General features: G+C 65.7%; 16 protein-coding genes. 9 read left to right on the top strand and 7 right to left on the bottom strand.

The annotated features are described in order from the left end of the window. Nucleotides 1–89: 89 nt before the first annotated feature. The 3 genes from NL241_RS28105 to NL241_RS28095 form a co-directional block, all read right to left on the bottom strand. Nucleotides 90–3,287 carry an AAA family ATPase gene (locus NL241_RS28105; protein ID WP_494395648.1) on the bottom strand — a complete coding sequence of 1,066 codons (3,198 nt, stop codon included), beginning with the start codon at nucleotides 3,285–3,287 and terminating at the stop codon, nucleotides 90–92. 84 nt (nucleotides 3,288–3,371) lie between these two features. Further along, nucleotides 3,372–4,904, bottom strand: a complete 1,533-nt coding sequence (locus NL241_RS28100) for a lipoxygenase family protein (RefSeq protein WP_494395647.1) — start codon at nucleotides 4,902–4,904, stop codon at nucleotides 3,372–3,374. A gap of 21 nt (nucleotides 4,905–4,925) precedes the next feature. Then, nucleotides 4,926–7,304 carry a peroxidase family protein gene (locus NL241_RS28095; protein WP_494395646.1) on the bottom strand — a complete coding sequence of 793 codons (2,379 nt, stop codon included), beginning with the start codon at nucleotides 7,302–7,304 and terminating at the stop codon, nucleotides 4,926–4,928. A 155-nt stretch (nucleotides 7,305–7,459) separates the two neighbouring features. Here NL241_RS28095 and NL241_RS28090 point away from each other — a divergent pair, with 155 nt between their 5' ends. Both NL241_RS28090 and NL241_RS28085 read left to right on the top strand, forming a co-directional pair. Then, nucleotides 7,460–10,681 (top strand): AAA family ATPase, encoded by a 3,222-nt coding sequence (locus NL241_RS28090; protein WP_494395645.1) that lies wholly within the window; start codon nucleotides 7,460–7,462, stop codon nucleotides 10,679–10,681. Between the two features lie 12 nt (nucleotides 10,682–10,693). Continuing rightward, on the top strand, nucleotides 10,694–12,046 hold the full coding sequence (locus NL241_RS28085) for an FAD-dependent oxidoreductase (RefSeq protein ID WP_487692792.1): 1,353 nt from the start codon (nucleotides 10,694–10,696) through the stop codon (nucleotides 12,044–12,046). 48 nt (nucleotides 12,047–12,094) lie between these two features. On the opposite strand, the gene gjpA is transcribed toward NL241_RS28085, so the two are convergent. After that, nucleotides 12,095–13,483: an outer membrane porin GjpA gene (gene gjpA / locus NL241_RS28080; RefSeq protein WP_494395644.1), complete on the bottom strand. Its 1,389-nt coding sequence runs from the start codon at nucleotides 13,481–13,483 to the stop codon at nucleotides 12,095–12,097. Nucleotides 13,484–13,893: 410 nt separating this feature from the next. On the opposite strand from gjpA, the gene NL241_RS28075 reads away from it, so the two are divergent. After that, nucleotides 13,894–14,280 (top strand): hypothetical protein, encoded by a 387-nt coding sequence (locus NL241_RS28075; protein WP_487692794.1) that lies wholly within the window; start codon nucleotides 13,894–13,896, stop codon nucleotides 14,278–14,280. A gap of 6 nt (nucleotides 14,281–14,286) precedes the next feature. Here the strand turns inward: NL241_RS28075 and NL241_RS28070 are convergent, their stop codons facing one another. Both NL241_RS28070 and NL241_RS28065 read right to left on the bottom strand, forming a co-directional pair. Continuing rightward, nucleotides 14,287–14,583, bottom strand: coding sequence for a DUF7701 domain-containing protein (locus NL241_RS28070; protein ID WP_487692795.1), 297 nt, complete (start codon nucleotides 14,581–14,583; stop codon nucleotides 14,287–14,289). Beyond that, a complete protein-coding gene (locus NL241_RS28065; protein WP_494395643.1) occupies nucleotides 14,580–15,059 on the bottom strand; it encodes a RipA family octameric membrane protein in 480 nt (159 codons plus the stop codon). The genes NL241_RS28070 and NL241_RS28065 overlap by 4 nt, the downstream gene beginning before the upstream one ends. A 259-nt stretch (nucleotides 15,060–15,318) precedes the next feature. Between NL241_RS28065 and NL241_RS28060 the strand changes: the two genes are divergently transcribed. The 4 genes from NL241_RS28060 to NL241_RS28045 all read left to right on the top strand — a co-directional run bounded on the left by NL241_RS28060 (nucleotide 15,319) and on the right by NL241_RS28045 (nucleotide 20,183). Then, entirely contained in the window at nucleotides 15,319–15,837 is a 519-nt protein-coding gene (locus tag NL241_RS28060; RefSeq protein ID WP_487692797.1) for a hypothetical protein, read from the top strand. Between the two features lie 100 nt (nucleotides 15,838–15,937). Then, the gene (locus NL241_RS28055; protein ID WP_494395642.1) at nucleotides 15,938–18,991 is read left to right on the top strand and encodes a TIR domain-containing protein; all 3,054 of its coding nucleotides are present in this window, start codon (nucleotides 15,938–15,940) and stop codon (nucleotides 18,989–18,991) included. A 122-nt stretch (nucleotides 18,992–19,113) separates the two neighbouring features. Continuing rightward, nucleotides 19,114–19,812: a hypothetical protein gene (locus NL241_RS28050; protein ID WP_494395641.1), complete on the top strand. Its 699-nt coding sequence runs from the start codon at nucleotides 19,114–19,116 to the stop codon at nucleotides 19,810–19,812. After that, a complete protein-coding gene (locus tag NL241_RS28045; protein ID WP_487692800.1) occupies nucleotides 19,809–20,183 on the top strand; it encodes a hypothetical protein in 375 nt (124 codons plus the stop codon). Before NL241_RS28050 ends, NL241_RS28045 begins: the two co-directional genes overlap by 4 nt. On the opposite strand, the gene NL241_RS28040 is transcribed toward NL241_RS28045, so the two are convergent. After that, entirely contained in the window at nucleotides 20,178–21,539 is a 1,362-nt protein-coding gene (locus NL241_RS28040; RefSeq protein ID WP_487692801.1) for an alpha/beta hydrolase-fold protein, read from the bottom strand. The two genes, NL241_RS28045 and NL241_RS28040, sit on opposite strands and share 6 nt — an antisense overlap. 303 nt (nucleotides 21,540–21,842) lie before the next feature. Between NL241_RS28040 and NL241_RS28035 the strand changes: the two genes are divergently transcribed. Together NL241_RS28035 and NL241_RS28030 are read left to right on the top strand one after the other, a co-directional pair. Continuing rightward, the gene (locus NL241_RS28035) at nucleotides 21,843–22,736 is read left to right on the top strand and encodes a metal-dependent hydrolase (protein WP_487692802.1); all 894 of its coding nucleotides are present in this window, start codon (nucleotides 21,843–21,845) and stop codon (nucleotides 22,734–22,736) included. After that, entirely contained in the window at nucleotides 22,729–23,865 is a 1,137-nt protein-coding gene (locus tag NL241_RS28030) for a PDR/VanB family oxidoreductase (RefSeq protein WP_487692803.1), read from the top strand. Before NL241_RS28035 ends, NL241_RS28030 begins: the two co-directional genes overlap by 8 nt. Nucleotides 23,866–23,940 lie beyond the last annotated feature (75 nt).

Here is a 23,940-nt window from a genome sequence, read left to right as displayed (position 1 = left end):
GATTGGTCAGTTGCCCGCAAGATGTGTCCACCACGTCTCGAGAACTCGCGAACACGGCACACCTGGTCGACAAGCACGCGTGTCTGAAGTCAACGCATCGCTTCGGCCCTTGCCATGTGCCCTTCGAAGCCCAGCGATGTGGCCACCGCGCGATAGCGCTCACGGAACCCCAGGAAGGAACCATTGTCACCCCGTGCCTGTGCCAGCAGTGCCCGCAGTCCGAGCAGCCAGACGTCCCGTAGCACAAGGCCGTCGTCGGCGGGCGCGGCCGCCAACCGGTTGATCGCGGCCTCCGCCTCGGTGATGTCGCCGCGATCCAGCAGCGTTTGCACCAGAACGCCGGTGGCAGCGACGCCGTGAAGCAGCAGGCGCCCCTCGCGGAACAGATGCTCCACGGCGGTCCGCATCACCGCGACGGGCTCCGCACCGCCGCCGCAACGCGCCTGCTCGCGTGCCAGATACACAGTGATGAGGGGCAGGTCGCACAGGTTGTGCCGGCGGCGTTGAGACGCCACGCTGACTTCGGCCAGCAGCACCTGCCCACGATCGCGTTCCGCAACCGTGGGGCGGTGCACCAACGCGAGGCCGAGCGTGGCCCGGGCGAAGTCCACCGCGACGTCGTCACCGGAACGTTCGGCGATGCGCAGGGCCTCGTCGATCTCCTGCATCGCGGAATCATCGGGTAACAGAACGCCATTCGGTATTCCGGCCGGATAAACGTAGGTGACCACCGTGACGTAGGCGACCGGTTCGGCGCTGCGGGCCATGGCCATCCCGTGCCGCTGGTCGTCACGCCACCCGGGGTGGCCCAGCCAGTAGCGGGCCCACGCACGTGTCGTCAGCGCCAGCGCCAGCGGGGAGCCGAACAGGAAGTCGCCCTTGGATGGATCGCCGTCGGCCAGGTTGATGACCTCCTGCGACCAGCGGAGCACCGTGGACCATTCGGCACACTCGAGTTTGGCGTAGAGCACCGGCACCGAAAGGCCCACTGCCAGAGTCGGGTCACCCACCGACTCGACGAGTTCCCACACCTCAGAGGCCAGCCGGTCGGCCTCGATGACGCGGTCCTGCCACGCGTGATCCATCAACAGCCCTGCCGTGGCGATGGCCAATGATGCCTTGTCCCCGATGGTGGTGCACATCTGGTGCACTTCGTCGAAATGATCGCCTGCGCTGTCGATCTGGACACGGTGGGCGGTGGCGCACAACATGGTCCGGGGACCGATGGCCATCGGGATGCGGTTCGGGTCATCGGCGGGCAGGGCATCGGCGATCTTCGCCGCGCGTTCCCAACTCAGCCGCGCCGCCCCGATGTCGCGGTTGGCAGCCCACATCGCGGCGCGCAGGTGCCAACCGTAGGCGGCGCCCAGATCTCCTGCAGTTTCCAGGTGTTCGGCGATCAGCGCCGCGTTCTCGTCGGTGGAGGTGGGGTCGCGTGCCTGGATTGCGGCTGCGACGCGCCGATGCAGCTCAGCTCGATCCGATTTGAGCTGAGTCGCATAGGCGACCGTGCGCACCAGCGGGTGATGGAACGCGTACTCGGGCTCTCCGGAGACACCGACCGGATCGATGAGCTCGCCGACCACCAGGTCGTCGACGCGCGGTTCGACGCCGGCGGCGGTCAGCAGGTCGAGTCCGAAGCGTGCGCCGATGACCGAGGCAGCGCTCAAGGTGCGCTTGGCAGCCGGTTCGAGACGGTCGATGCGGGCGGCGATGGTCGCCTGTACGGTGGCCGGCACACTGACCTCGGCGGCGCCCACCGTCGAGACGTAGGCGCTGCGATTCCCACGCAGCACACCGCGCTCTGCCAGATCCTGCACGATCTCTTCGGCGAAGAACGGGTTACCGGCTGCCCTGTCGGCGATCGTCTGACCGAGCGCGCTCAGCGACGGATCCGTTCCGACGAGTTCGGCGACAAGTGTCGCCGTCTCCGCCGCGCTGAGCGCGGACAGGGCTATCGTCTCGGCCTCGGGCACCTGCGTCAGCGCACCGGTGTACTCGGGGCGGTAGGTGACCAGCACCAGCAACGGTGTCTGCGGGATCACGGAGAAGAACTCGGCCAGCATCGAGTCGCTGACCTCATCGATCCAGTGGGCATCCTCGACAACAAACACGGCCGGGACGTTCCGGGCCAGGGACGCGGCATTCACCAGAGCGGTCAGGCGTCGCCGGCGGGCATCCGGATCGATCCGGGCCACCACAGCATCGGGATCGCCGATGCCCAACAGGTCATCGAGTAGCAGCAGATCCTCGGCGTCCGCATCACCGGCCCAGCGCCGCAGATGAATTCGGGCGTCCGGCGCGTCGAGGCCTTCGACTCCGGTGATCGCTCGAAGCAAGCGCGCCACTGCATGAAACGGAATCTGGCTGGCATGTGACTCGCAGAAGGCGGTGAACACCTCCAGATCGCGCTCTCTGGCCATCGTCGCGACCTCACGCACCAGACGACTCTTGCCGACCCCTGGGTGCCCCACCACCCCGACCACCGCGCCCCGGCCCTCGACCGCGCGAGTCAACGATCTTTCGACGGCCGACATCTCCCGCCGCCGACCGACCAGACTCGACTCGGTACGCCCGAGTGTGAGACGCCGCTCGCCGATCCCCAGCAGACGGTAGGCGCGGACCGGCTCCTCGGCGCCTTTGATGCGTACCCATTCGGGCTCGGCCAGGGCGACGGAGCTGTCGACCAGTCGTGCGGTGGACGCGCTGAGCATGACCCCACCGGGCGGCGCCACCGACTCCATTCGCTGAGCGAGACCGACCTGCTCACCGACAGCGGTGTAACCCAGTGAACGCGAGCCGATCTCGCCCGCGATCACCTCTCCTGAGTTCAACCCGACGCGGAGTTGCAGGTCGATACCGTCTGCGCGTTGCGCTTGTACGGCGAGGGAGCGGACCTCCTTCTGAATCGCGGATGCGGCCCGGCAGGCCCGGACCGCGTGGTCGTCGAGGGCCGCGGGGGCGCCGAACACCGCCATGAGCCCGTCGCCGGTGAAACTGCCGAACGTGCCGCCGAAGTGCTCTATCACCGCCCGGCAGGTGTCGGTCAGTTCGGCCATGATCTCGCGTAAGCGTTCGTCGCCGACGGCTGCGGCGATGTCCATCGAGTGGACCACGTCGACGAACAGGACGGTGACCTGCTTGTACTCAGCGGGTGGAGGTGCCTGCCTGAGCCGCGTCCCGCATTCGCTACAGAACTTGGCCGTCGAATTCAACTGTGCGCCGCAGGAACTGCAGAGCAAGCCCGCCTGGGTCAGTCCACCGCTCTCACCGCTGCCTGTTTCCACGTCAGCGTCGTTTCGCCGGTCGAGCTTCAGATGTTCGACTGTGCATCATTTCCTTGCCGATCGTCAGTCAGTTGGCAAGAGGGATCAGGCGTTGATGTTGACCTCCAGATCTCGCGGGTCGAGCCGCCATACCGGACGGGGGCGGGAGGCGTTTGTTGCCTGCAACGCGACGAGCTCATCTTGGAACTGCCGCATCGCGTTCTTGGCGCGGTTGTCGAGCGCAAGGGCGGTGAAATCGTTCATCAGCGCACGCCTGCGCACGTTGAGGGTGAAATTGGCATTGAGCAGCCGCTGATACACATCCAGCGGCTCGGGCTGGAAATGTTCGTAGACCCGCGCCGGCTGACGGTGCGTCCACAGCTGGTAGTCCCACATGTAGCTGCCCAAGATCTCGTGCTGTGCGGTCACCAGATACAGCAACTGCGCCAGCAACCGGGCGAGGCTGTCCCAGGTGACCTCGCCGGGAGTCACGCCAACGCCGTTGGGAACCCGTTCATTCAGTTCCTCGAGCCAGAAGAGCAGTTCAGTGTCGTTGTTGACCGACCTCGGGCCGACAGCCGACGTGCGCGGGTAGTAGACCTCCAGGTAGTTGCGCGCATAGCGGTGCATCACGGCGAACAGTTCTTCGAGGTTGTCCTGCGTGGGTGTGTCGAAGCCGGTGCCGCGCACACCTCGGGCGTCACCGTCGACTTCGGGATCGTTGACCTGGTGTCGGTACAAGAGGTGCGTCTCGTCGAACAGGCGGCACATGCCCTCGAAGGTGAAACTGAAGATGGTGTCGAAATCGCCGCCGCGGCTCATCTGCCCGCGGGTCACGATGTCATTGCTGTGCATCGTGGCGAAGATGTGCGGCCACAGCAATCTGAACAGCGGGTGGTTGGGGGACAGGCTGTTACGGGTGGCGAGGGCCAATTGCGCGCCGCCTGCCAGGTGCACCCAGTTGAAGTGGCGCACCAGCGAAACGTGTGTAGAAGCGGCGCACAAGGCGATCTTGCCGGCTCGGTTCCAGTCCGGGTGCGACGGTGTGACCGAGCCGAGCGCGCACTCGATGCGTCGGGCCCGAAGCGAACGCCGAAGCGGGTCGAGGTCGAACGCCACCCGACAGCCGATCTTCAGCAGCCCCGGGTGATGTTCGTAGTCGTTGAGTATGCGCAGATCCCATTCCCAGGTGCCGTCGTCGGCGCGGGTGGTGTAGCAGGCGAAGGGCCCGCGTACGGCCAACGATCCGAGGTCCGGGCTACCCAGGTACTCGGCCGGCATCTCGGGTGCCCGGAACAGGCGGCGATGTCGCCGAGTCAGAGCCCTGTCCAACGCCACCTGGGGGTCGGTGTCGATGGACGGCAGACCCCGCTGCATCGGGGAGTACCTGGAGTAGAGCCAGACCTGCACCCGATAGAACAAAGTGCTCTTGCGTACTCTCTCCTCGGCCGGGATGTCGGCGCTGGCACACACCATCACGTTGCGCAGTGGGATACCGCGGATGGCTCTGGCCATCGGAGTCGGCTCGATGACGTGGCGTGTCGCAGGCGGCAGTGGGATTTCGCGCGGTTTGGCCGCTTTGAACTTCAGTAGCGCAACCGCGTTCCAGAAGCCGCGCCGCACAACCCACCTCAGCATGGTGTCCCTCCCGAGAAGTCCCTATACCCGCCGGCGATACCCGTCACCGAGCCAGGGGTCCCGCTCGGTTTCGCGGTCGTAGGCACGCAGCGGGTGCCGCCAGGGTCTCAGAAACGGCTCCTCGTCCCACGGTTCGAAGGCGTTCTTGATGTTGGCCAGGCCGGTGCTGGCGAGCTCCGGGAAATGGCGTAGAAGAACGGTTTTCAAGTCGCTCTGGTCGATCCACCGCAGACCTTCGGCGGTGTAGACCTCCTCGGTGTAGCAGTCGGTGTAGAACCGATCGGCCTGGAGCCTGCGGCTGGCGTTGAGGATGAAGATCTGGAACATGGTCTCGCCGAATCCGAAGCCGGTGGGCCGGTGGCCTTCGGCCAGCGTGCCGATCAGTAGATCGAGCTTGTCGACGCCATCCGGGTGGCCGCCGTACACCGCCCTCAGCTGCGCGCGGATGGTCGGGTCGTCGGTCAGGTCGTCGAAACTCTCGATCGGAGTGAGTCCCAGCTGGTGCCGGAACTCGTTGTAACGAGGTACACCGCGTTCGCGGGCGCGCACGATGTCCACCGTGCCCATGTCGAAGAAGGGACAGCCGGGAATGCTGAGTTCCTGTAAGAAGTGCGGATAATTGTTGAGCTGCAATGCACCTGGGTGCTGAGTGCCGAATGAGTAGAACAGGTCGGGCATGGGATACCGCTGGGTGACGGCCACTGATCCACTCTGGCGCGTGTCGGCAAACGGAACCTCCTCGGCGGTACCCGCGTCGCCGCGGCGGCGCAGATGCAGCATCTCGGGCAGCATCGAATGCAACCGGTAAACCTCGACGAACTCCTCGGTCAGGCCGAAGGCCGACCCGTGTTTGTCGATCGGGTTCCCGACGATGCCGCCTATTTCGGGGTTACGGATATTGACGTTCGACTTGGCTTTTCGCTTCTTCGCGGCCCTGTGCCAGAAGACGGTGGCCACGCCGTACCAGTTCGCGTTCAGGCCGAGATTCAGCGCAGGGTTGGGAAGGATGGCGGGGGTCCACTCGACGGTATGAACCTTGGCCATCACCGCGGCATTGATCAGCCGCGCGACATTGAAGAGGAGGTTGTCGTCCCCCTCCCAGTCCGGGTGCGCTGTGTGCAGCATGTCGCAGATTGTGTTGTGCTCGAGCACGAACAGGGTGTGCAGCATCGAGAGACCCACCCACCAGTTGCGCCGGAATCCGGTGACCTCGACGCCGGTGTGGTCGACCGGGAGGGTGCCATCCTCGTTCACCCGCATCTTGCCGAGTGTGCCGCTGCGTAGGCAGAGCTGGGTCCTCTGGTCGCTGCCATAGATCTGGGATCCGTCCCACCAATGGGTGACTTCGTTGATCGCGCTGGTGGCCGCGGGCTCCTCGTCGCCACGGGTGGGATCTCGCTGAGTCCTGCCGACCGAGAGTGTGTGCTGCCGGTAACGACTGCGGGCGGGATCGTCCTCAGACAACGGCACGTCGATCATCCTGACGTAGGAGATCTCGCCGTGATTGATCCAGTCCCCGTTCATGAATTGAATCCACGCCGCTGACAGCAGGTTCAGGAACGGCACTTCCTTCATCACCGGCCGGCCGTCGGAACCGACCGGGCGGGTGAGCAGTCGGCGGCTGATCTCGCGCGGATTCGGCGTGAGCAGTTCATCGCCCGACTCCGGGCGGATGGCTTCGGGCTTGACGTTACGTAGGAAGCGCGTGCCGGCGGCACCCTCTCTGGGATCGGCGAGGTTGTTCCAGCTTCCGTCGGCGGTCCGGAAATGGGTGACGCCCCGCGGTGGTTGAAGGCCCGGGCGCTGAAATCCGACCAGCCTTCCGGGCGGATAGCTGCTCTCCAAGTTCTCGGAGTTCAGCTGGTTGCGTATGTAGGCCAGCTTCAAGACCGCGGGCACCATGTGGTGGTAATACCAGTTGGTCCACACCTCGTCCCGGTAGCCGCGACGGCCCACGCACTCGGTGGCCCGGTTGACCAAAGACGTTGCCAGGGCGCCCAACAACGTGCCCGCGCGCAGGCGAGCCCTGGTCAGAAAACTCCCCGGGGGCTTCGGCGGGAGTGGTCGGGGCAGCGCGTCATCGGAAACGGGCGGTGGCTCGAGCAGCGATTCGCGGGTGAAGTAGTCCCGCGCGGGCACGTGGACGTGCACGCCTGCGACGGCGTTGGATGTTGCAAGAGCAAGCATTTCACGCCAGGGGCCGTGATCGCCGTTGGTTTGCAGCGCGAGCGTGTACTGGTGCGCGGCCTCGTTGTAGCGGGCGAGCTGGAAGTTCGCCAGGCCGGCCAGCGCATGCAATTCGGCGTTGGACCCCGCTCGCGAGAGTTCGCCGTTCAGCAGCGCCAGCGCGCGCTCATACTGACCGCGATCCAAAGCCTCCAACGCCTCGCCGGAAGACATAGGAACTCCTCGAATGCGGGAATCTGCCACTGGCAACCTAACTCTCGCCGGTGCCGGTGTTCAAAAAATCGGAGAGAAACACGATTGCCGTCAAGGGTGGTGCCGTGAGCCTTACTGTTGTGTAGGGGCGCAGTTTCACTCGGGAGGGGGCCGGCGTGACGTGTCTGGCATGCGGCAATGCCCTGCGCGAGGGCGCCCGCTTCTGCGACAGCTGCGGAGCGGCGGCACCTCAGACGATGGAGCAAGCTGAATTCAAGCAGGTGACAGTCATGTTCGCCGACGTGGTCGGTTCGATGGCGATCGCCTCCGCGGTCGGCGCAGAACGCCTGCGGGAGATGATGGCGGACGTTTTCCTGTGCGCGGCTACCGTTACCCGACGCTACGGCGGCACGGTCGACAAATTCACCGGCGACGGCATCATGGCACTGTTCGGTGCGCCGGTTGCATTGGAAGACCACGCGGTACGCGCCTGTCTGGCGGCGCTGGAGATCCAGGAACAGATGGCGCAGCTCGCCGATGAGGTGTTGCGCCGCGACAGCGTGGCACTGAGGCTGCGGATCGGTTTGAATTCGGGCCGGGTGATCGCCGGCGAAATAGGTACCGGCCCTCTGGGTTACACCGCGATGGGCCAGCAGGTGGGGTTTGCGCAACGGATGGAATCGGTAGCACCGCCGGGTGGGGTCATGCTCGGTGAGTCCACCGCGCGCTTGGTGGAACACGCCACCGTGATGGCACCCACAGAGTGGGTGTCTGTCAAAGGATTGGCGGATCCGCTGCCAGCGCGTCGGTTACTCGGGGTCGCCGCCGACCGGGAGATCAGGCGGCGGGAACCGACCCTGGTCGGCCGTGCCCGGGAGTTGAACGATGTCGCCGCCCTCCTCGACCGGGCGATCGATGGTCCGGGCTGCGTGGTCGGAGTGGTCGGACTGCCCGGCATCGGCAAGAGCCGTCTGGCGCGCGAGGCAATGGCACTTGCCGCCGAGCGCAGCGTCACCGTCTTCACCGTCGGTTGCGAATCGCACGCCCGTGAGGTCCCGTTTCACGCGGTCTCGCGCCTCTGGCGCACCGTGTTCAGGCTCGGTGACCGCGACGCGCAGTCCGCCCGCGCACGGGTGCGGGCCAGTCTTCCGGACGCCGACCCAGAAGACCTGCTGCTGCTCGATGACCTGCTCGGCATCGGCGATGCCGCCGCCGCTCCACCGGCCATCACCGCCGACGCCCGTCGCCGTCGGTTGGCGGCCCTGCTGAGCGCCGTCGCCGTCAACCAGAGCAGATCCGTGCTGTGTGTGATCGAAGATGTGCACTGGATCGACGAGACCAGCGAGGCCATGCTCGCCGAGTTCGTCACGGTGGTGCCGCAGACCCACGCGGTGGTGCTGATCACCTACCGCCCGGAATACCGTGGCGTGTTGTCGCGGCTTCCGGACAGCAGGTATATCTCGCTGGCACCGCTGAACGCGGCCGAGACCGCGGCCTTGACTGCCGACCTGCTGGGCAACGATACGTCGGTGCGGACGGTGGCGTCGCGTATCGCTCGGCAGGCCGCGGGCAACCCGTTCTTCGTCGAGGAGATGGTGCGGGATCTCGCCGAACGCGGTGTGTTGGAGGGGGATCGCGGTGCCTACCGGTGCCGTGACACCGCAGCCGACATCGGCGTGCCGGACACCCTGCAGGCGACGATCGCCGCCCGCGTCGACCGCCTGAGCAGGTCGGCCAAGAAGGTGTTGTACGCCGCCGCGGTTGTCGGCGCTCAGTTCGAGCCCGGGCTGCTGGACGTCCTTCTCGAGGGCGAGGACCGGTCCGAGGCCATCACCGAATTGCTGCAGGCCGAGCTGGTGGACCGGGTGGCGGAGACCCCGCGCGCCGAGTTCGCGTTCCGCCACCCGTTGGTCCGAGCGGTGGCTTATGAGTCGCAATTGCATTCCGGGCGCATCACGCTGCATCGACGGTTGGCCGCCGCCATCGAAAAACGCCACTCAGGCGACGTCGAGGAGAACGCCGCGTTGATCGCCGAACACCTGGAGGCGGCCGGGGACCTGCATGAGGCGTTCGACTGGCACATGCGCGCCGGCGGTTGGTCGGCCATCCGAGACAGCCGCGCGGCGCGCGCCAGTTGGCAGCGGGCCCGCCAGGTGGCCGATCGACTACCTGCCGACGCGGCGGGTCGGGCCTCGATGCGGATCGCCGCTCGGACCTTGCTGTGCGGGACCGCCTGGCGGGCCGGCAGCACCGTTGCCGACACCGGCTTCGACGAACTGCGCGAACTGTGTGCATCCGCCGAGGACGACGTGTCGCTGGCAATCGGCATGGCCGGTTACATCATGGCGTTGACGTTCCACGACCGCTTCACCGAGGCGGCGCAGCTGGCCTCGGAACTCAGCGAGCTGCTGGAGGCGATCGGTGATTCGACACTGACCGTCGCCCTCCTGTTCGCGCCGATCTACGCGAAAACCCAAGCCGGCGAGATGATCGAGGCGCTGCGCCTGTCAGACCGCCTTGTCGAACTGGCCGACGGTGATACCGCCAAAGGCAACCTGATCGTCGGTTCACCGCTGTGCACTGTGGTCGCTATGCGCGGCCACATCAAGATGTGCCTGGGAATGAAGAGCTGGCTGGACGACGCCGCCCACTCGATCAAGATGGCGGCTCCGCTGGACCCGACGAGTTACGTGTTCGCATTGCTGTGGAAGTACGTCGCCTCGATACCGCTGGGGGCGCTGCCGCCCGATGCGACCGCGATGAGCGAAATCGCCGAAGCGTTGCGCATCGCTGAATCCTCCACGGACGACTTCCTTCTCGGAATGGGTCGGTTGAGCCGAGGCCTGGCTCTGGTGACAGGCGAAGGCGAGCAACGCGACGCCGGTCTGGACCTGCTCCGGCAAGCCCGCAACGCCGCCGTCGCAGAGCGATTCTCCCTGAGTGCGTTGACGATCGCGGATCCTGAGTTCGCGGTCGAGACGGCCCGCAGCGGCGATCTCGCGGGCGCCATCGGCATGGCGCGCGCAGTGGTCGACGGTTCCTATCGCAGCGGTGACATGATCTGGCGCGGACGGGCTTCGGCGATTCTGGTGGAACTGCTGGTCCTTCGTGGGTCCGCCTCGGATCAGCACGAAGCCCAGGTGGTGCTCGACCGGCTGGCGGCGGTGCCCACCGATCCGGGTTTCGTGCTCAATGAGATTCCGCTTCTGCGTTCGCGGGCACTGCTGGCGAGCGTGCGCGGCGACGAGGACAGGTGCCGCGAGTTCGTCGCGCAGTACCGTTCGGCGGCGGCCGCGGCGGGTTTCGACGCGCTCGTGGCGTCCGCCACCGTCCTTGCGCCCGCCACGGTGTCCTTGCGACCGGCCCGTCGGTCCGGGACCACCCTCACCGACACTTGAGGAAGGGTTGACATGCCGATGCTGGGTGAGCGCGCCGTGGTTCTCGGCGCGAGTATGGGCGGACTGGTCGCCGCCAGAGTGCTGGCCGATTTCTTCGAGACCGTCACCGTGGTCGAGCGAGATGCCCTGCCCGACAACGCTGGTGTGCGGCGAGGGGTGCCACAGGCACGGCACCTGCACGTTCTCTTGCTGCGCGGCGCGCAGATCCTCGACGAGCTCTTCCCCGGGTTCCTCGATGACCTGGTGGCGCAGGGTGTGCCGGTGTGGAACGACGGGGATCTGTCCAAGATGCACCTGTCGTTCGGGGGTCATGAGGTGATCCGGTCCGGCACGCTGCCCACCGGTCCCAGCGAGTTGGCCGTCTACTCACCGAGTAGGACACTGCTGGAATGGCAAGTCCGGCAACGGCTCCGCGCGATCGCCAATGTGACGATCCTGGAGTGCCACGACGCGGCTGAGGTGACCTCGACCGCGGATCGCAGCCGCATCACCGGAGTGCGGGTGGTTCACCGCGACGGTGGCGCCGAACGGTTGTTGACCGCCGATGTGGTGATGGATGCGACGGGCCGCGGTGCACGGACGCCGGCGCTGCTGCAAAGTCTCGGTTACGGCCGGCCGGTCGAAGAGAACATCGTCATGCACACCACCTACGTCAGCCAACTGTTGCGGATCCCCAAAGGCGCACTGATGGAGAAGGTGGTCGACATCGGCCCGGCGCCCGGCCGGCCGACCGGGATGTTCCTCACCGGCTACGAGAACGACACCTGGATGTTCACGGTGTTCGGGATGGCGGGCCACGAGCCGCCGCGCAGCTTGGCCGGCATGCTCTCCTTCGCGGAGGGGTACTGCCCCGCGCACCTGCGCGCGGCGGTGCGGGCCGGTGAGCCTGTCGGTGCACCGTCACAGCACCGTATGCCCTCAAGCCAGTGGCGCCGCTTCGACAAGATGGCGCGGTTTCCCGCCGGGCTACTGGTGTGCGGTGACGCCATTTGCAGTTTCAACCCGGTCTACGGGCAGGGGATGACGGTGGCGGCTTTGCAGGCGATCGCGTTGCGAGACTGCCTGAGTCGTGGTGTCGACGACCTGCCCAGGCGGTACTTCCGTGCCTCGGCGAAGCCAGTCGGCGTGGCCTGGCGGATGGCCGCGGTCTCTGATCTGGCGTTCCCGGAAGTGCAGGGGCGGCGGACGGGATCGATGCGCCTGATCGTCCGGCTGGTCGACTGGGTGCTGGCTGCGTGTGAGTCCGATCCTGTGGTGGCCGCCGTCTTCTTCAAGGTCAACAGCCTGATGGTCCATCCTGTGCGCCTGCTGTATCCCACCATCGTCAGTCGCGTGGTGCTGCGGAACATGTTGCGCCGACGGTGATTGGATGTGGCAGCCCCGGGCCGCCGGGACCGGGGCTGCCACAGTCATCTACTCGGCGCCGCCGGTAGACGAGTCGCCGTCGGAGCCCGACTCGCCCTTGTCGCCGGCCGCGGGCCCACCGGAGTCCTTGGTGTCCTCGGCTTTCTCGGAGCTGTCCTCGGCGCCCGATTTCGTGCCGCCGTTCTTGACGGTGCGGTCGGCACGGGTACGAATGCCGCTGTAGGACTTGCCCTTGTCCGGCGACGGACTGGCTTCGGTGTCCTCGGCGGTGCCGTCGGTTTCGGTGTCGGTCGAGGCCTCGCCGCCAGCGGTGACGCCGCCGGTGGGCTCGTCATCGCCGGAGGTGTCCGACAGCGGGGTGGCGGTGTCCGTGTCGTCCTTCACCGGTGCGGTGTCAGCGGTGCCGAGCTCCGCGGTCGCCGATTCCTTCGTCAGATCCAGGCTCACCAGGGTCGCGTTGTCGCTGGGCGTCGACGTGATGGCTGAGGTCTCGGCGTCACGCAGCGTCTCCTGCGGCGTGCGCAGCGGCGGGGCGAGGGGATTGCCCGTGCCGTCCCAGCCGAGGGCCTTGGCGATCTGCTGGGTCAACCCGATCAACGAACCGATGGCGCCCGGACCGACACCGGTCGGTCCGCTGCCGTCACCGAGGTCGATGGTGAGGGCGTTGAAGATCGAACCACCCGGGCTCAGCAGGCCGCCGAAGACGAGCTGGGCCTTGAAGTTCAAGCCGGGGATGGGCGATTCCAATCCCACCGCATTCAGCAGGGGAGTGATGTCGATCGACTGCCCGCCGTTGAGGAACGCGTCGGCCATCGCCGCAGGCGTGTTGAGCAACGTGTTGAGCGCGGCCTCCAGATCGGGAGCCTCGCCGGTGAGGTTCTCGAACACCGCGTTGAGGCTGCCGCCCAGGGCCAGTGCCGGGTTGATCACCGGGCCCACCAAGCCGAGCAGCACCCCGCTGAGGTACGTCGTGCTGAACTGCACCAGCGGTGCCAAGTCGGCGGGTACCACCGGATCGATGATCGGAGGCAACCCGTTGAGGAGCAGGTCGTAGATGGTCGCGTGCAGCTCATCCATCGTGGTGAGATCCACCGCGAACGGCGCCTTGATTGCGGCCTCCGCGTTGGCCGCGATCTCTTCGACGATCGCGGGGAAGTCCGGGAGCTGGCGCAGGTAGCCGATCTGATTGGCGATGACCTGCTGCAACACCGGAGCCGGCGCCTGCAGCCACTTGTCGACGAGGTTGGCGAAGTTGACTTCGGAGGTGTTGAAGACGTTCAGCCACGGCGTGATCGGGTCGACCGCGGCACTGAGCGCGACGGCGGGGCTGGGAACCATGACGTCGGGCACCGGCGGGCTGACCGGGCTGACTGCGATGGCACTGGCGCCGACCAGCGCCACTCCTGCTGCGAGGTAGGAACGGGCAGCAACTTGCATGGGCTTTCCTTTACATGAACGTAACCACGACAGTCGCAGAACTACCCGAGAGTAAGTTTTGTTGTATTCAATTTCGCAAAATCCGATAGGAAAGCTAAGTGCGGTTCGCCTCGGCGGCTATCCAGCTCCTATGAGTGTTGAAAGACGTTGACTGGTAGGCGGGCTCGCCGCACAGACGGCGGCAGGGCCGGTTTGCCTCACTTGACTGCTCGCGATACCACCACTTGATTCGATTCGGATCTGAACCGTCGTCGCCCCGCTGACCATCCCGAGGGCTGGGCGATGTGCTTGCGAAGGGACATACCCGCGCGCCAGCCAGCTAACAGCCACTGGCGCACTCCGGGGTCGCGGCCGCGGACAAAGCCGCGAAGTTGCGAACGTAGGGGCGGGAGGTCTGCGCATACTCAGCTATGGCAAGAGAACCGTGGGCCGACACGCAGTCCAACGACAACAACGGTGCGGCCACACCGGACGTCGAGGTGATCCTGGCGGCGGTGCCGGTGGGCAAGCTCCTGGTTGTCGAGCACGTCTCGGGAAGGTTGGCTGCCCGCGATGGCGAGGTGGTCCAGTTCCTGCAGGCCGCTGCGCAGGGTGAGAACTCGGTTGTTTTCCTCCCGGTGCAATTCGTCTCGGGCGTCAGTCAATTCAGTCCGGCCCAGGGCGTCGGTCGTTGGCATCAATTCGGCTCACCGGCAAGGCTTTACGTGCGCGGCGGAAACAGTCTTGTGGTCACCGGCGGAGCAAATGCCACTTTCTCGCTGTTCGCTTCGGCGATCGGGTACCTGGTGGATGAGTGAGCTGTCTCAGCCACGTTCGGCGCGAACTCGCGCCGCGCGGCGGATCGCGGTGAGGAATGGCGCGTCCTGGGCCTGCACCGTCGGTGCGAGTTGCTCGTAGGGGCGGATGGATTCGTGGTCGGGTCGGCTTCGGGACATCCACGCCGACCAGGCATCGTGCACATCGGAGGCCTGGGTGTGTTGGCCTTTGGCGCGCATGAGTACGGCGTACAGGACAAACAGGTCATCGCAGTCCTCCGGTAACCCGGTGCCTGCGGGTACGCAACTCCGAATCAGTTCGGCGTCGGCGTCGAGATAGCTCATATCGCCAGTCTGCCGAGCAGCAGGACGACGTACAGCAGTCCGAAAACCACCGGTACCACACGCTCGACACCGCCCAGTTCCCGAAAGACCTTGCCGAGCCGGAAGCGTCGATCGACCACCTGGTCGTCGGGCATCAGCTCTGCCCACTCATCGGTATACGGCTTGATCGGCAGGTGCTCTGCCTCGATCCGGTTGATCACCGCGAACTTGGCGGAGTTCAGCCTGCGGTACACACGAAGGAGGAACCACCAGCACGTGGACACGGCGACGCCCGCGATACACACCGCACCGAACCGCAATGCGGAGTCCGGCTCTGACGTGGACAATCCCACCACCGCGATCAACGTGGTGTTCACAGTCAGGAAGAAGCCGTTGGCGGTTGCCCGCCGCGACGAAACTCGATCCGCCATCTCGACGGCCAATTTGTAGATGTCCAGTATTCGGGGGTCGCTCTGAGGTTGTCGGGGCTCACTCATTGTGCGCCTTTCGAAAATGCCCGAGTTCTGGCCCGCGCTCCGGCATTAGTGGAAAGATGAATACATCACCCGTGGAACCGTCAAAGTGGCGCGCGCTCAGGGAGGCCGGTGTGACCACGGTTCACCTCCATTGTGGTATTCCGTCGGGAGATGTACTTCCCTGCACAAGTAGGCGGGGAAGGTATTCGCTGTGCACCGTCTGCATTCGTAGGTATCGTCGCAATGATCATGCTCGATTGGGGGCGATCACATGGGCGGGATGCGCAAAGTGTCGATCGCGGTCTTGTCTGCATCGACCATGCTTTTCTGCAGTTGTGCCACCGACGACACCCGCAGCTCCTCGCTCGCTGATTACGTTCAGCGGGAATGCGCGATCACTGTCGATTTCAACAACCGGTTTGGCCATCTCACGCGAGAATTTGCCGACAAGTTCGGTGATCAGGCCGCCCTCGCGGCCACAGTCCGCGATATCGCGAGCCTGTATGAGGAGGTGATCGCGAAGGCGAAGGAACTCGGCGACCCGCCCAACGGTGAGGGTGTGGGTGACGACGAGCACGTGGAGCAGGCTGCGCGATCGCTGGTCGAAGAACTCCACGCTGTCGCCACTGACATCGAAACCGCCAGTACCGAAGACGGCGTTCGGGCCGCGATCAACCGAATGAACGATGCGATAGTGGAGTCGTCGAATATTGCGGCCGAATGGAGAAACGCGCACCCCACTCCCGAACTCGACAGCTTGAAGAAGACGTATCCCGGGTGCAGTGACGAACCGGCCTGAAACAGAACAATCACCGTTCGAGTAGCGCTCTACTCGCTCACAACTGTCCCGTCACCGTGAAGATCATCAGTGTCGCGGGGATCGAGAGGAGTGAGGTCGAATGCACCTTCGCAAGAATGCTGCCACCCGACAATCCCTGGTCCATTCCCACTCGCGGGCGATAGCCGGTGACGATGCCGGTGAAACCGACATTCCCACGGATTCCACCGAGGGTGGCATGCGCGACTCACCTGACGGAATGCAGTTCGACGTTTTCATAAGTTACTCCCGTCACGACGCCGCGGTGGCGGACAAGATCGAGCGAGACCTCGAGAAGTACCCATTGCCACGGGAAGTGCGTAAACGGCTCGGGCGAAGACACCTCAACGTATTTCGCGACCTCAGCGATATGACGGGCAACCGTCTGGGCCCGGCACTCGAACTGCATCTGTTGAACTCCAGAACGCTTGTGGTGTTGTGTTCGCCTGCCGCACGCCGCTCCGGATACGTCAGCTTGGAGATCAACCGATTCGCCGAGCTGCGCGACGCCGAAGGTATTGTGCCCGCATTGATCGGCGGGGGCCCGAACAATGACCCGAACGTCGATCCAGCGGACTGGGCGTTTCCCGATGCCCTGCAGGTCGCTCTCGGCGACGGCCCTCTTGCGGCGGACCTGACACGGGCGTGGAACAGTAAAGGCAGACGCGCCAAGGTGACCCGTGGCTCGCCCTGGGTGCAACTGGTCGCCGGCATCGTCGGGTCAACCACCGACGACCTGACGCAGCGCATCGCGAAATCAGAACGACGTCGCCACCAAGTGATCGCTGCGATTTTCATGGTGGTGCTGGCCGTCAGTGGGCTGGCCGTGTTCCAGATGCACCGCGCTGACCAACAAGCGCTTCAGGCGGCGGCCACCCGGCTGGCGGAGCACTCGCGAACCGAATCGACCGCCAGCCGTGCGCCTGACACCGTGCGTGCCATCCAAGAAGCCCTTGCCTCACAGAGTCTTTCGCCCTCCGCCGACCCGGGCGTCCTGCTGCGTACTCTCGAACTCACCTCGGACGTCAACAAGGTCATCATCACCGGGAAGCCGATGCTGTCCGGATTTGATGTGGTCCCTGAAGCCATCACGACGCGCGAGCTGAACCCGGTTTTTGATGTGGCCTTCAGCCCGGACGGCCGGCAGATCGCGACCGCTGGATCCCAAGTGCGGATGTGGGACAGTGAGACTGGCAAGCGTCAGAATCTGTTCGACACGAACCTGCTGCTCGACATGAGTATCGCGTTCCGACCGGACGGTCGCCGCCTCGTCACCGGTGGGGCTCAGTTGCGAATCTGGGATGACGCCGGCACGGCCATCGGAGAACCGCTCCGAGGCCACCGAGGTTTTGTCACGAGCGTTGGCTTCAGCCCGGACGGGCAGCGCATCGTATCCGGCGGCTCGGATTCGACCGTGCGGCTATGGGACGCCAACTCCGGGGCGGAGATCGGCGCCCCGATGACCGGCCATTCGAGCACGGTCAACTCCGTGGCATTCAGCCCCGACGGGCAGCGAATCGTTTCCGGGGGCGAGGACGGGACCATCCTGACTTGGGACACCGGCACTCAGTCGCGGTACGGACAGCCGGTCGACGTCGGGGCCGACGTCAACGCGGTCCTGTTCCTGCCCGACAACCGACGCGTGGTCAGCGGCGACAACGCCGGCCAGGTCCGGATCTCTGACTCGTCCACCGGTGCACCTGCCGGCATCATCGCCTCTGATCGGTCGGCGGTGACAGCCATCGCGCTGAGCGCGGACGGCCGCCGGATCGCGTTCAGCGGGGTCGACCCGGCGATCAGGTTGGCCGACGTCGAGCAGGGCCGGCCAATGGGCGCCGCGGTAGGGCACACAGGACCGGTCACCAGCCTGGCATTCAGCCTCGACGGCAATCGCATTGTCTCGAGCAGCCACGACGGCACGGTTCGAGTATGGAATGCGGACAACCATCGATCCGGTGGTCGCCAGGTGGTGGGGTCCCCATCGGTTGATGGAGCAGTCCCGTTCGCGAAAAGCATTGCGATATCTCCTGATAGCCGCCGGATGGTAGGAGGCTACGGGGATGGGGCGCTGCGGATCTTCGAGACGGAGACCGGCCGGCCGGTGGGAAGCCCGTTGTGGGGCCACCGAGGTGGTGTCGACTTCGCGGTGTACAGCCCGGATGGCCGTCGTATCGCGTCGGCAGGCTCGGACCTCACGGTTCGAATCTGGGATGTCGATTCGGGCCGGCAAATTGGGACGGCGCTTCCCGAGCACACCGGCACCATCGTGCAACTCCTGTTCAGTTCGGATGGCCGCCGAGTTCTTTCGACGAGCGAGGACAAGACGATTCGCGTATGGGACACCGATACCGGTCGCCCGGTCGGCGAGCCCATGCGCGGGTACGAGGTGTACTTCGGCAACGTGGCGTTCAGTCCTGACGGGCATACGGTCGCCGCCGGCGGAGCCGACAACACCCTGCGGTTCTGGGACGCGAGTACCGGCTTGCCGATCGGCGCGCCGCTGACAGGTCACCGGGACGTCGTCAACAACGTCGGATTCACGCCGGACGGACGGCGCGTCATCTCCTCGAGTTTCGACTCTCTGCGACTGTGGGACGCTCAGACCCGACAACTCATCGGGGATCCGCAGTCGGGCCTGAACTTGTTCGGGAGTCTGGTGGTCAGCCCAAAGGAAGACCTCTTCGTAACCGGAGGAGCGAAGAGCATACGACGGTGGAGCGCTGAAACCGGCGATCCCATCGGTGACCCGATCACCGCGCACGACGATGCGGTGGGCGATATCGCCATCACAGCTGATGGCCGGTTCATCGCGTCGGGAAGCATGGATCACACCTTGCGGTTCTCGGATCTGGTGCAGGGCCGACCGGTCGGCGATCCCTTGGACGCCGGAACAGACAGTGTGGCCGGCGTGGTGTTCAGCGGTGACGACCGCCGAGTTCTCACATTGAACATCGCGCCCGACGAAACCGTCAGCGCCTGGATCTGGCCCGGTCCGGCCGCGTGGCATGACGACCTGTGCAACAAACTGACTCACAACATGAGTCGTCGCCAGTGGTCGGAGTGGGTGTCCCCGGACATCGATTACCGACCGCTCTGCGAAGGGCTGGAGGAACTTCCCGATGAGGGAGTTCCATGACCAGCATCTGCCGCGATGCAGCGCACTGATCCAAACCTCGCGTCCCTACGGCGCGTCAGGAGGAGATCCGACGCCGATCGCGGGATGATGCGCATGTGGTTGATGTTGCAAATGTGACTAACGTGGCGCAGGATGCGCTGACCGCCGCGGCGCCGACGGCGAACGACCAGCCGGTGGAGCCCGCACCGTCGCAGCAAAAGGTCTGGGTGATGCCCAAGGCCCCGGTCACCCGCAAACACGCCGACAAGATGGGGCGCATTGCCGTCGACGCCGCGTCGAGCATCGCCAGAGCCGTCGCCGTCGTCGCGCGATTCGCTGGGCGCAACGTCACCCGATTGTGGCGTGCGCTCGAAGCGGTACCACCGGCATTGCTGCTGTTCCTCGTCGCCGGCCTGCTCCTGCTCCTGGGACTGGTCGGTGCGATAGCGCTGCAGAACACCCTGGGCCTGATCTGCACGGTGGTGGTGATCCCGGTGAGCGCGCTCGTCCTCGGTGCCATGGGGCAACGCTGGTACAGCGGACTTGGCGCTCCGCAGGCGTCACGCGAAACCGCACCGGCCACCTCGGAGCTGCACCGTTCCGTCGAGTACATCGACAAGAAGCTCGCCACGGCCCTGACGACGTTCGGCACCGAGCGTCACCAGCAGGCCGTGATCGCCCTCTTCCAGGCCAAGACTGCCGTCGAACTCACGCTCGGCACCGAGCAGGACGGCGCGGAACTCGTCGGCGTATCCTTGCCCGAGGACTCGCGGCCGCGGATCCGCGTCGGATCGACCTCGAAAACGATGCTGCGAGAGAGCAACTCACTGGCGGCTTCGTGAGCGGACTCACCGGACAGATCGCCCTCGTCGAGGACGACTACACACTCGTGATCAACCGTGGCGCCGAGGCCGGTGTGACGCCGGGCATGGTGTTCGCGGTGTACGCAGACGACGGCCAGGTGATCACCGACCCGGAATCCGGCAGGGAGCTGGGCCGGCTCACCCGTGAGCAGCTGCAGGTTCGGGTGTTCGACGTGCATCCGTTGTTCGCCCGCGCCCACACCTTCGTCAGGACCGACGATTTCCATGGCCTGCTCGGGTTGCCGTTCGTCGAGGACCAGCACGTCGTCACCGTGAACATCGGCGACACCGTTGCGCTGGTGGACGGCGAAGCGAACATGTCGGCCGTCGAGTCGACCGGAACCTCATAGCGCGTCATCGGCCGATCTGGTGTGGGCGGGGCGCAGCCGCGCGATGATGCCGTCGAGGTCGAGACGGAACATGTCGGGCCGGAAGATGTGCCCGCCGGGAACCTCATGTGATTCGGAGGGGATGCCGGCCGCGCTGAGGCGTTCGCGGAACTCCCGCTGACCGGCGAGCACCTGGGTTTCGTTCACGCTGTCGAACCAGTTCAGGGGGTCCGGACTGGTGCCGGCGACAAGGAAGATCCGCTTGTTCCGATAGCTCTCGATGCGCTCGATGGGATTGTCGGCGCTGACCCGGGCCTGGTCCCAGAGCGGCGCCCCGTAGACGGTGCCTCCGGCCAGATCCAGCACCGCCGAGGTGATGTTCGCCCAGTGCACCACCAAACCGAAATCACGCCGCAGGCTGGCCGGACCGGAGTGCGCACTCACCGACGCGAAGTGGCCGTAGTACTTGGCCGCGTACTTCAGCGCCCCGAAGCCACCCATCGAGAACCCGGACACCGCCCGCCCGTTGTACTCCGGATACACCCGGAAGTTGGCCTCGATCCACGGAAGCAGCTGACCGATGTGGAAGGTCTCCCAGTTCCGCGGCCCGACGAAGGAGGCGACCGGGTTGCAGTGCCAGCCCGCCCGCCCGCCGTCGGGCATCACGACGATGATCGGCTTTCCGGCGGTGAGGTCGCGGATACCCCAGAAGTCGAACTGCCGGAAGTCGGCGTCACCGCCGTGGAACAGGTACAGGACGGGATAGGACCGGCCACTGGTGCGGTAGTCACCGGGGAGCAGGACGTTGATGCCGGGGTTCCACCCGATGGCCGACGTCTGGAACCTGTAGTACCACAGCCGGGGGTCGTTCTCGTTGCGGTCGACGATCCGTAAGCCGAACCCGTCGGTGCGGCCGACGAAGATCACCAGCACCCGCCCGACGTTGAGTGGGCCGGTAGGGGAGATGCCGTTGACCGTAGCGATCAGAGACGAGAACGAAGCGTCACCGTAGAAGCGGGTCGCCAGCGACGACAAGGTGTCGCCGGCGGCCACTGTGTATTTGGTGAGATCGGGGATGATGAGCCGTTGCCCGGGGGACAGGGCGCTGGATTCGGAGATGCCGCTGCTGCCGGCGATCAACCGGTCCAACTCTGCGTCACCGTAGAAGCGGGATGCCAGCGACGACAGGGTGTCTCCGGCGGAGACCGTGTACCGGGTGAAGTCCGGCATGACCAGCCGTTGTCCCACGTTGACCACGTTGGGGTTGGTGATGCCGCTGGCGGTGGCGATCAACCGGTACAGTTCGGCGTCACCGTAGAAGCGCAAGGCCAATGCCGACAGCGTTTCCCCGGCGACGACGATGTGTGTTCTGACCATTGGTGCGCTCCTCCCGTTGCTGGTGGCGGCGGCTCCTTCCGGCGTCGACACGCCGCGTCACTGTGATGGATACCGGACCAGCCGCACGCCTGGATCGGTTTGGACAAACGAATGCAACCGTGACAATTGGCGCAGGAATGTGCTTGGCGCCGTTCGCTTCCCGATGCAAGAACCATCCGCCGGCCCGTCGGCAACGAATGCATTGAAGAGTCGACCGTTTAAACCCGCGGAATGGGGTTATGCCACGGCGGCGCGTCTGGGACAGTGGAAGGGATAGGAGACATCTTGGGACCGGAGAATGGTGTGACCACGGGTGCGGCTGATCGCATGGCACCCGAGGAGATCGCCCTGCGCCCGCGCAACGTCCACTTCCAGCTGGACGAAGCCCCATTGCACTGGATCCCCGGCGATCCCTACGGGTCGCATGCGGTGACGGCCCTCAACCTCTTCCTGCCCGCCGCCGAGCGATGGTTCAGCAAGCTGCTCTCCGACGCCTTGGAGTACGTGCGCGCTGACCACCTGCGTGAGGAGATTGTCGGCTTCATCGGCCAAGAGGCCGTGCACGCCAAGACCCACGACCGGGTTCTGGTGGACTATCTGCTGCGGCACGGTATCGATCCAGCCCGTTTCCTGGCGCAACTGGAGTGGGTCGCCGGGCAGTACGACCAGCAGATGGCGAAGATCCCGCCCAAGCACCGGCGCCGGGCGCTGGCGTCGGGAACCCATGCACTGTGCGCCGCCGAGCACTTCACCGGAGTCCTCGGGCACTGGGCGCTGAACAACTCCTGGGACGACATGGGTGTGGACCCCACGCTGGCCGACCTGTACCGCTGGCACGGTGCCGAAGAAGTCGAACACCGCCATGTGTCCTACAACGTCGCCAAGTACTTCAACATGGACTACCTGGCCCAGGCCCTCTCCGGGGTGATCGTCAGCTTCGCTTTGGTGGGAATCGTGTTGCGCGGCACCAAGTTCCTGGTGCATGCCGATCCCGCACTACCCAATCTCGGTTATCCGCGGTTGTTGTGGAAGTTGCGTGCCTCCGGCGCGCGCGGAGCCATCCCCACCGGCGGGATGATCGTGCGTGCCGCGGGCCGGCTGTTCAAACGTGACTACAGCCCGGTCGACGAGGGCAGCACCGCTCAGGCGGTTGCCTACCTGGCGACGTCTCCGGCTGCCCGCGCCATCCATGGCTGACGGCCGGGGTCGGCTGGCGCGTCTGCTCAGGCCCTACGTGGGTGAACCGCCGCCCGGTCTGTACCGACCGGGCCGGCCGGACCTGCTGATCCGGGTGGCGGGCATGGCGGTGCCGCACTTCGTGTCGGTGGTGACGCGACTCGGCGGCGATCAGGAGCTGCCCGAGCTTCCGGTGGCTGTCAACCGCAGGGCGGTGCGGGTGGCGGACCGACGCCAGGTGGCCCGCGACCAGGACGTCATCCAACTGACGCTGGCATCGGCGGACGGGACCGCGCTGCGGGCATGGCACGCCGGGGCCCACATCGACCTGCATCTGCCGTCGGGACGGACCCGGCAGTACTCGTTGTGCGGTGACCCCGCGAAAGCCGACGAGTACCGGATCGCGGTGCGGTGGATCGGGCGCGACGGTGGCTCCGCCGAGGCGCACACGTTGACCGTGGGGCAGGTCGTCGAGATCAGCGATCCCCGCAATGCGTTCATGATGCCGCTGCCCGGATCGGCGTCGCGCGCCGAGAAGCTGCGGTTCATCGCCGGCGGCATCGGGATCACGCCGATCCTGCCGATGGTGCGCCTCGCCGACCGCCAGGGCGTGCCGTGGTCGCTGTGCTACACCGGCCGCAGCCGGGACAGTCTGCCGTTCCTGGACGAGCTGCTCGCATTCGGTGACAAGGTGCGGGTGCGCACCGATGACGAGTTGGGCCTGCCCACCGCCGAGGAACTGCTGGACGGGGTCGACGGTGCCACCGCGGTCTACGTGTGCGGGCCGCCGGCGATGACCGAGAAGGTGCGCCAGGCAATCCCGGTCGATTCGGGCACCGAGGTGCACGTCGAGCGGTTCTCGCCGCTGCCGGTGGTGGACGGGAAGCCGTTCCACCTGCGGTTGCGCAACGGCGAGGTGGTTCCAGTGGCCGGAGACCAGAGTGCGCTGGCTGCGCTGCGCGCGGCACGACCGAATATCAGCTATTCGTGCCAGCAGGGTTTCTGCGGCACCTGTGTTCAACGGGTGGTGGCCGGCGAGGTGGATCACCGCGACCACACACTGACTGACGAGCAGCGCCGCGCCGGTCAGATTCTGGTCTGCGTGTCCCGGGCGGCACCCGGGGAGCAGCACTTGGTTCTGGATGTCTGATCGTCACGCCGGTGAAAGTCCCTGTCGGGACGACGATCTCACTCATCGGGTTTAGACCGCGCCGTGCAGGCTATC

The sequence above is a fragment of the Mycolicibacterium sp. SMGY-1XX genome (genome assembly GCF_059132455.1).
This window is presented reverse-complemented; position numbering and strand designations above follow the sequence as displayed.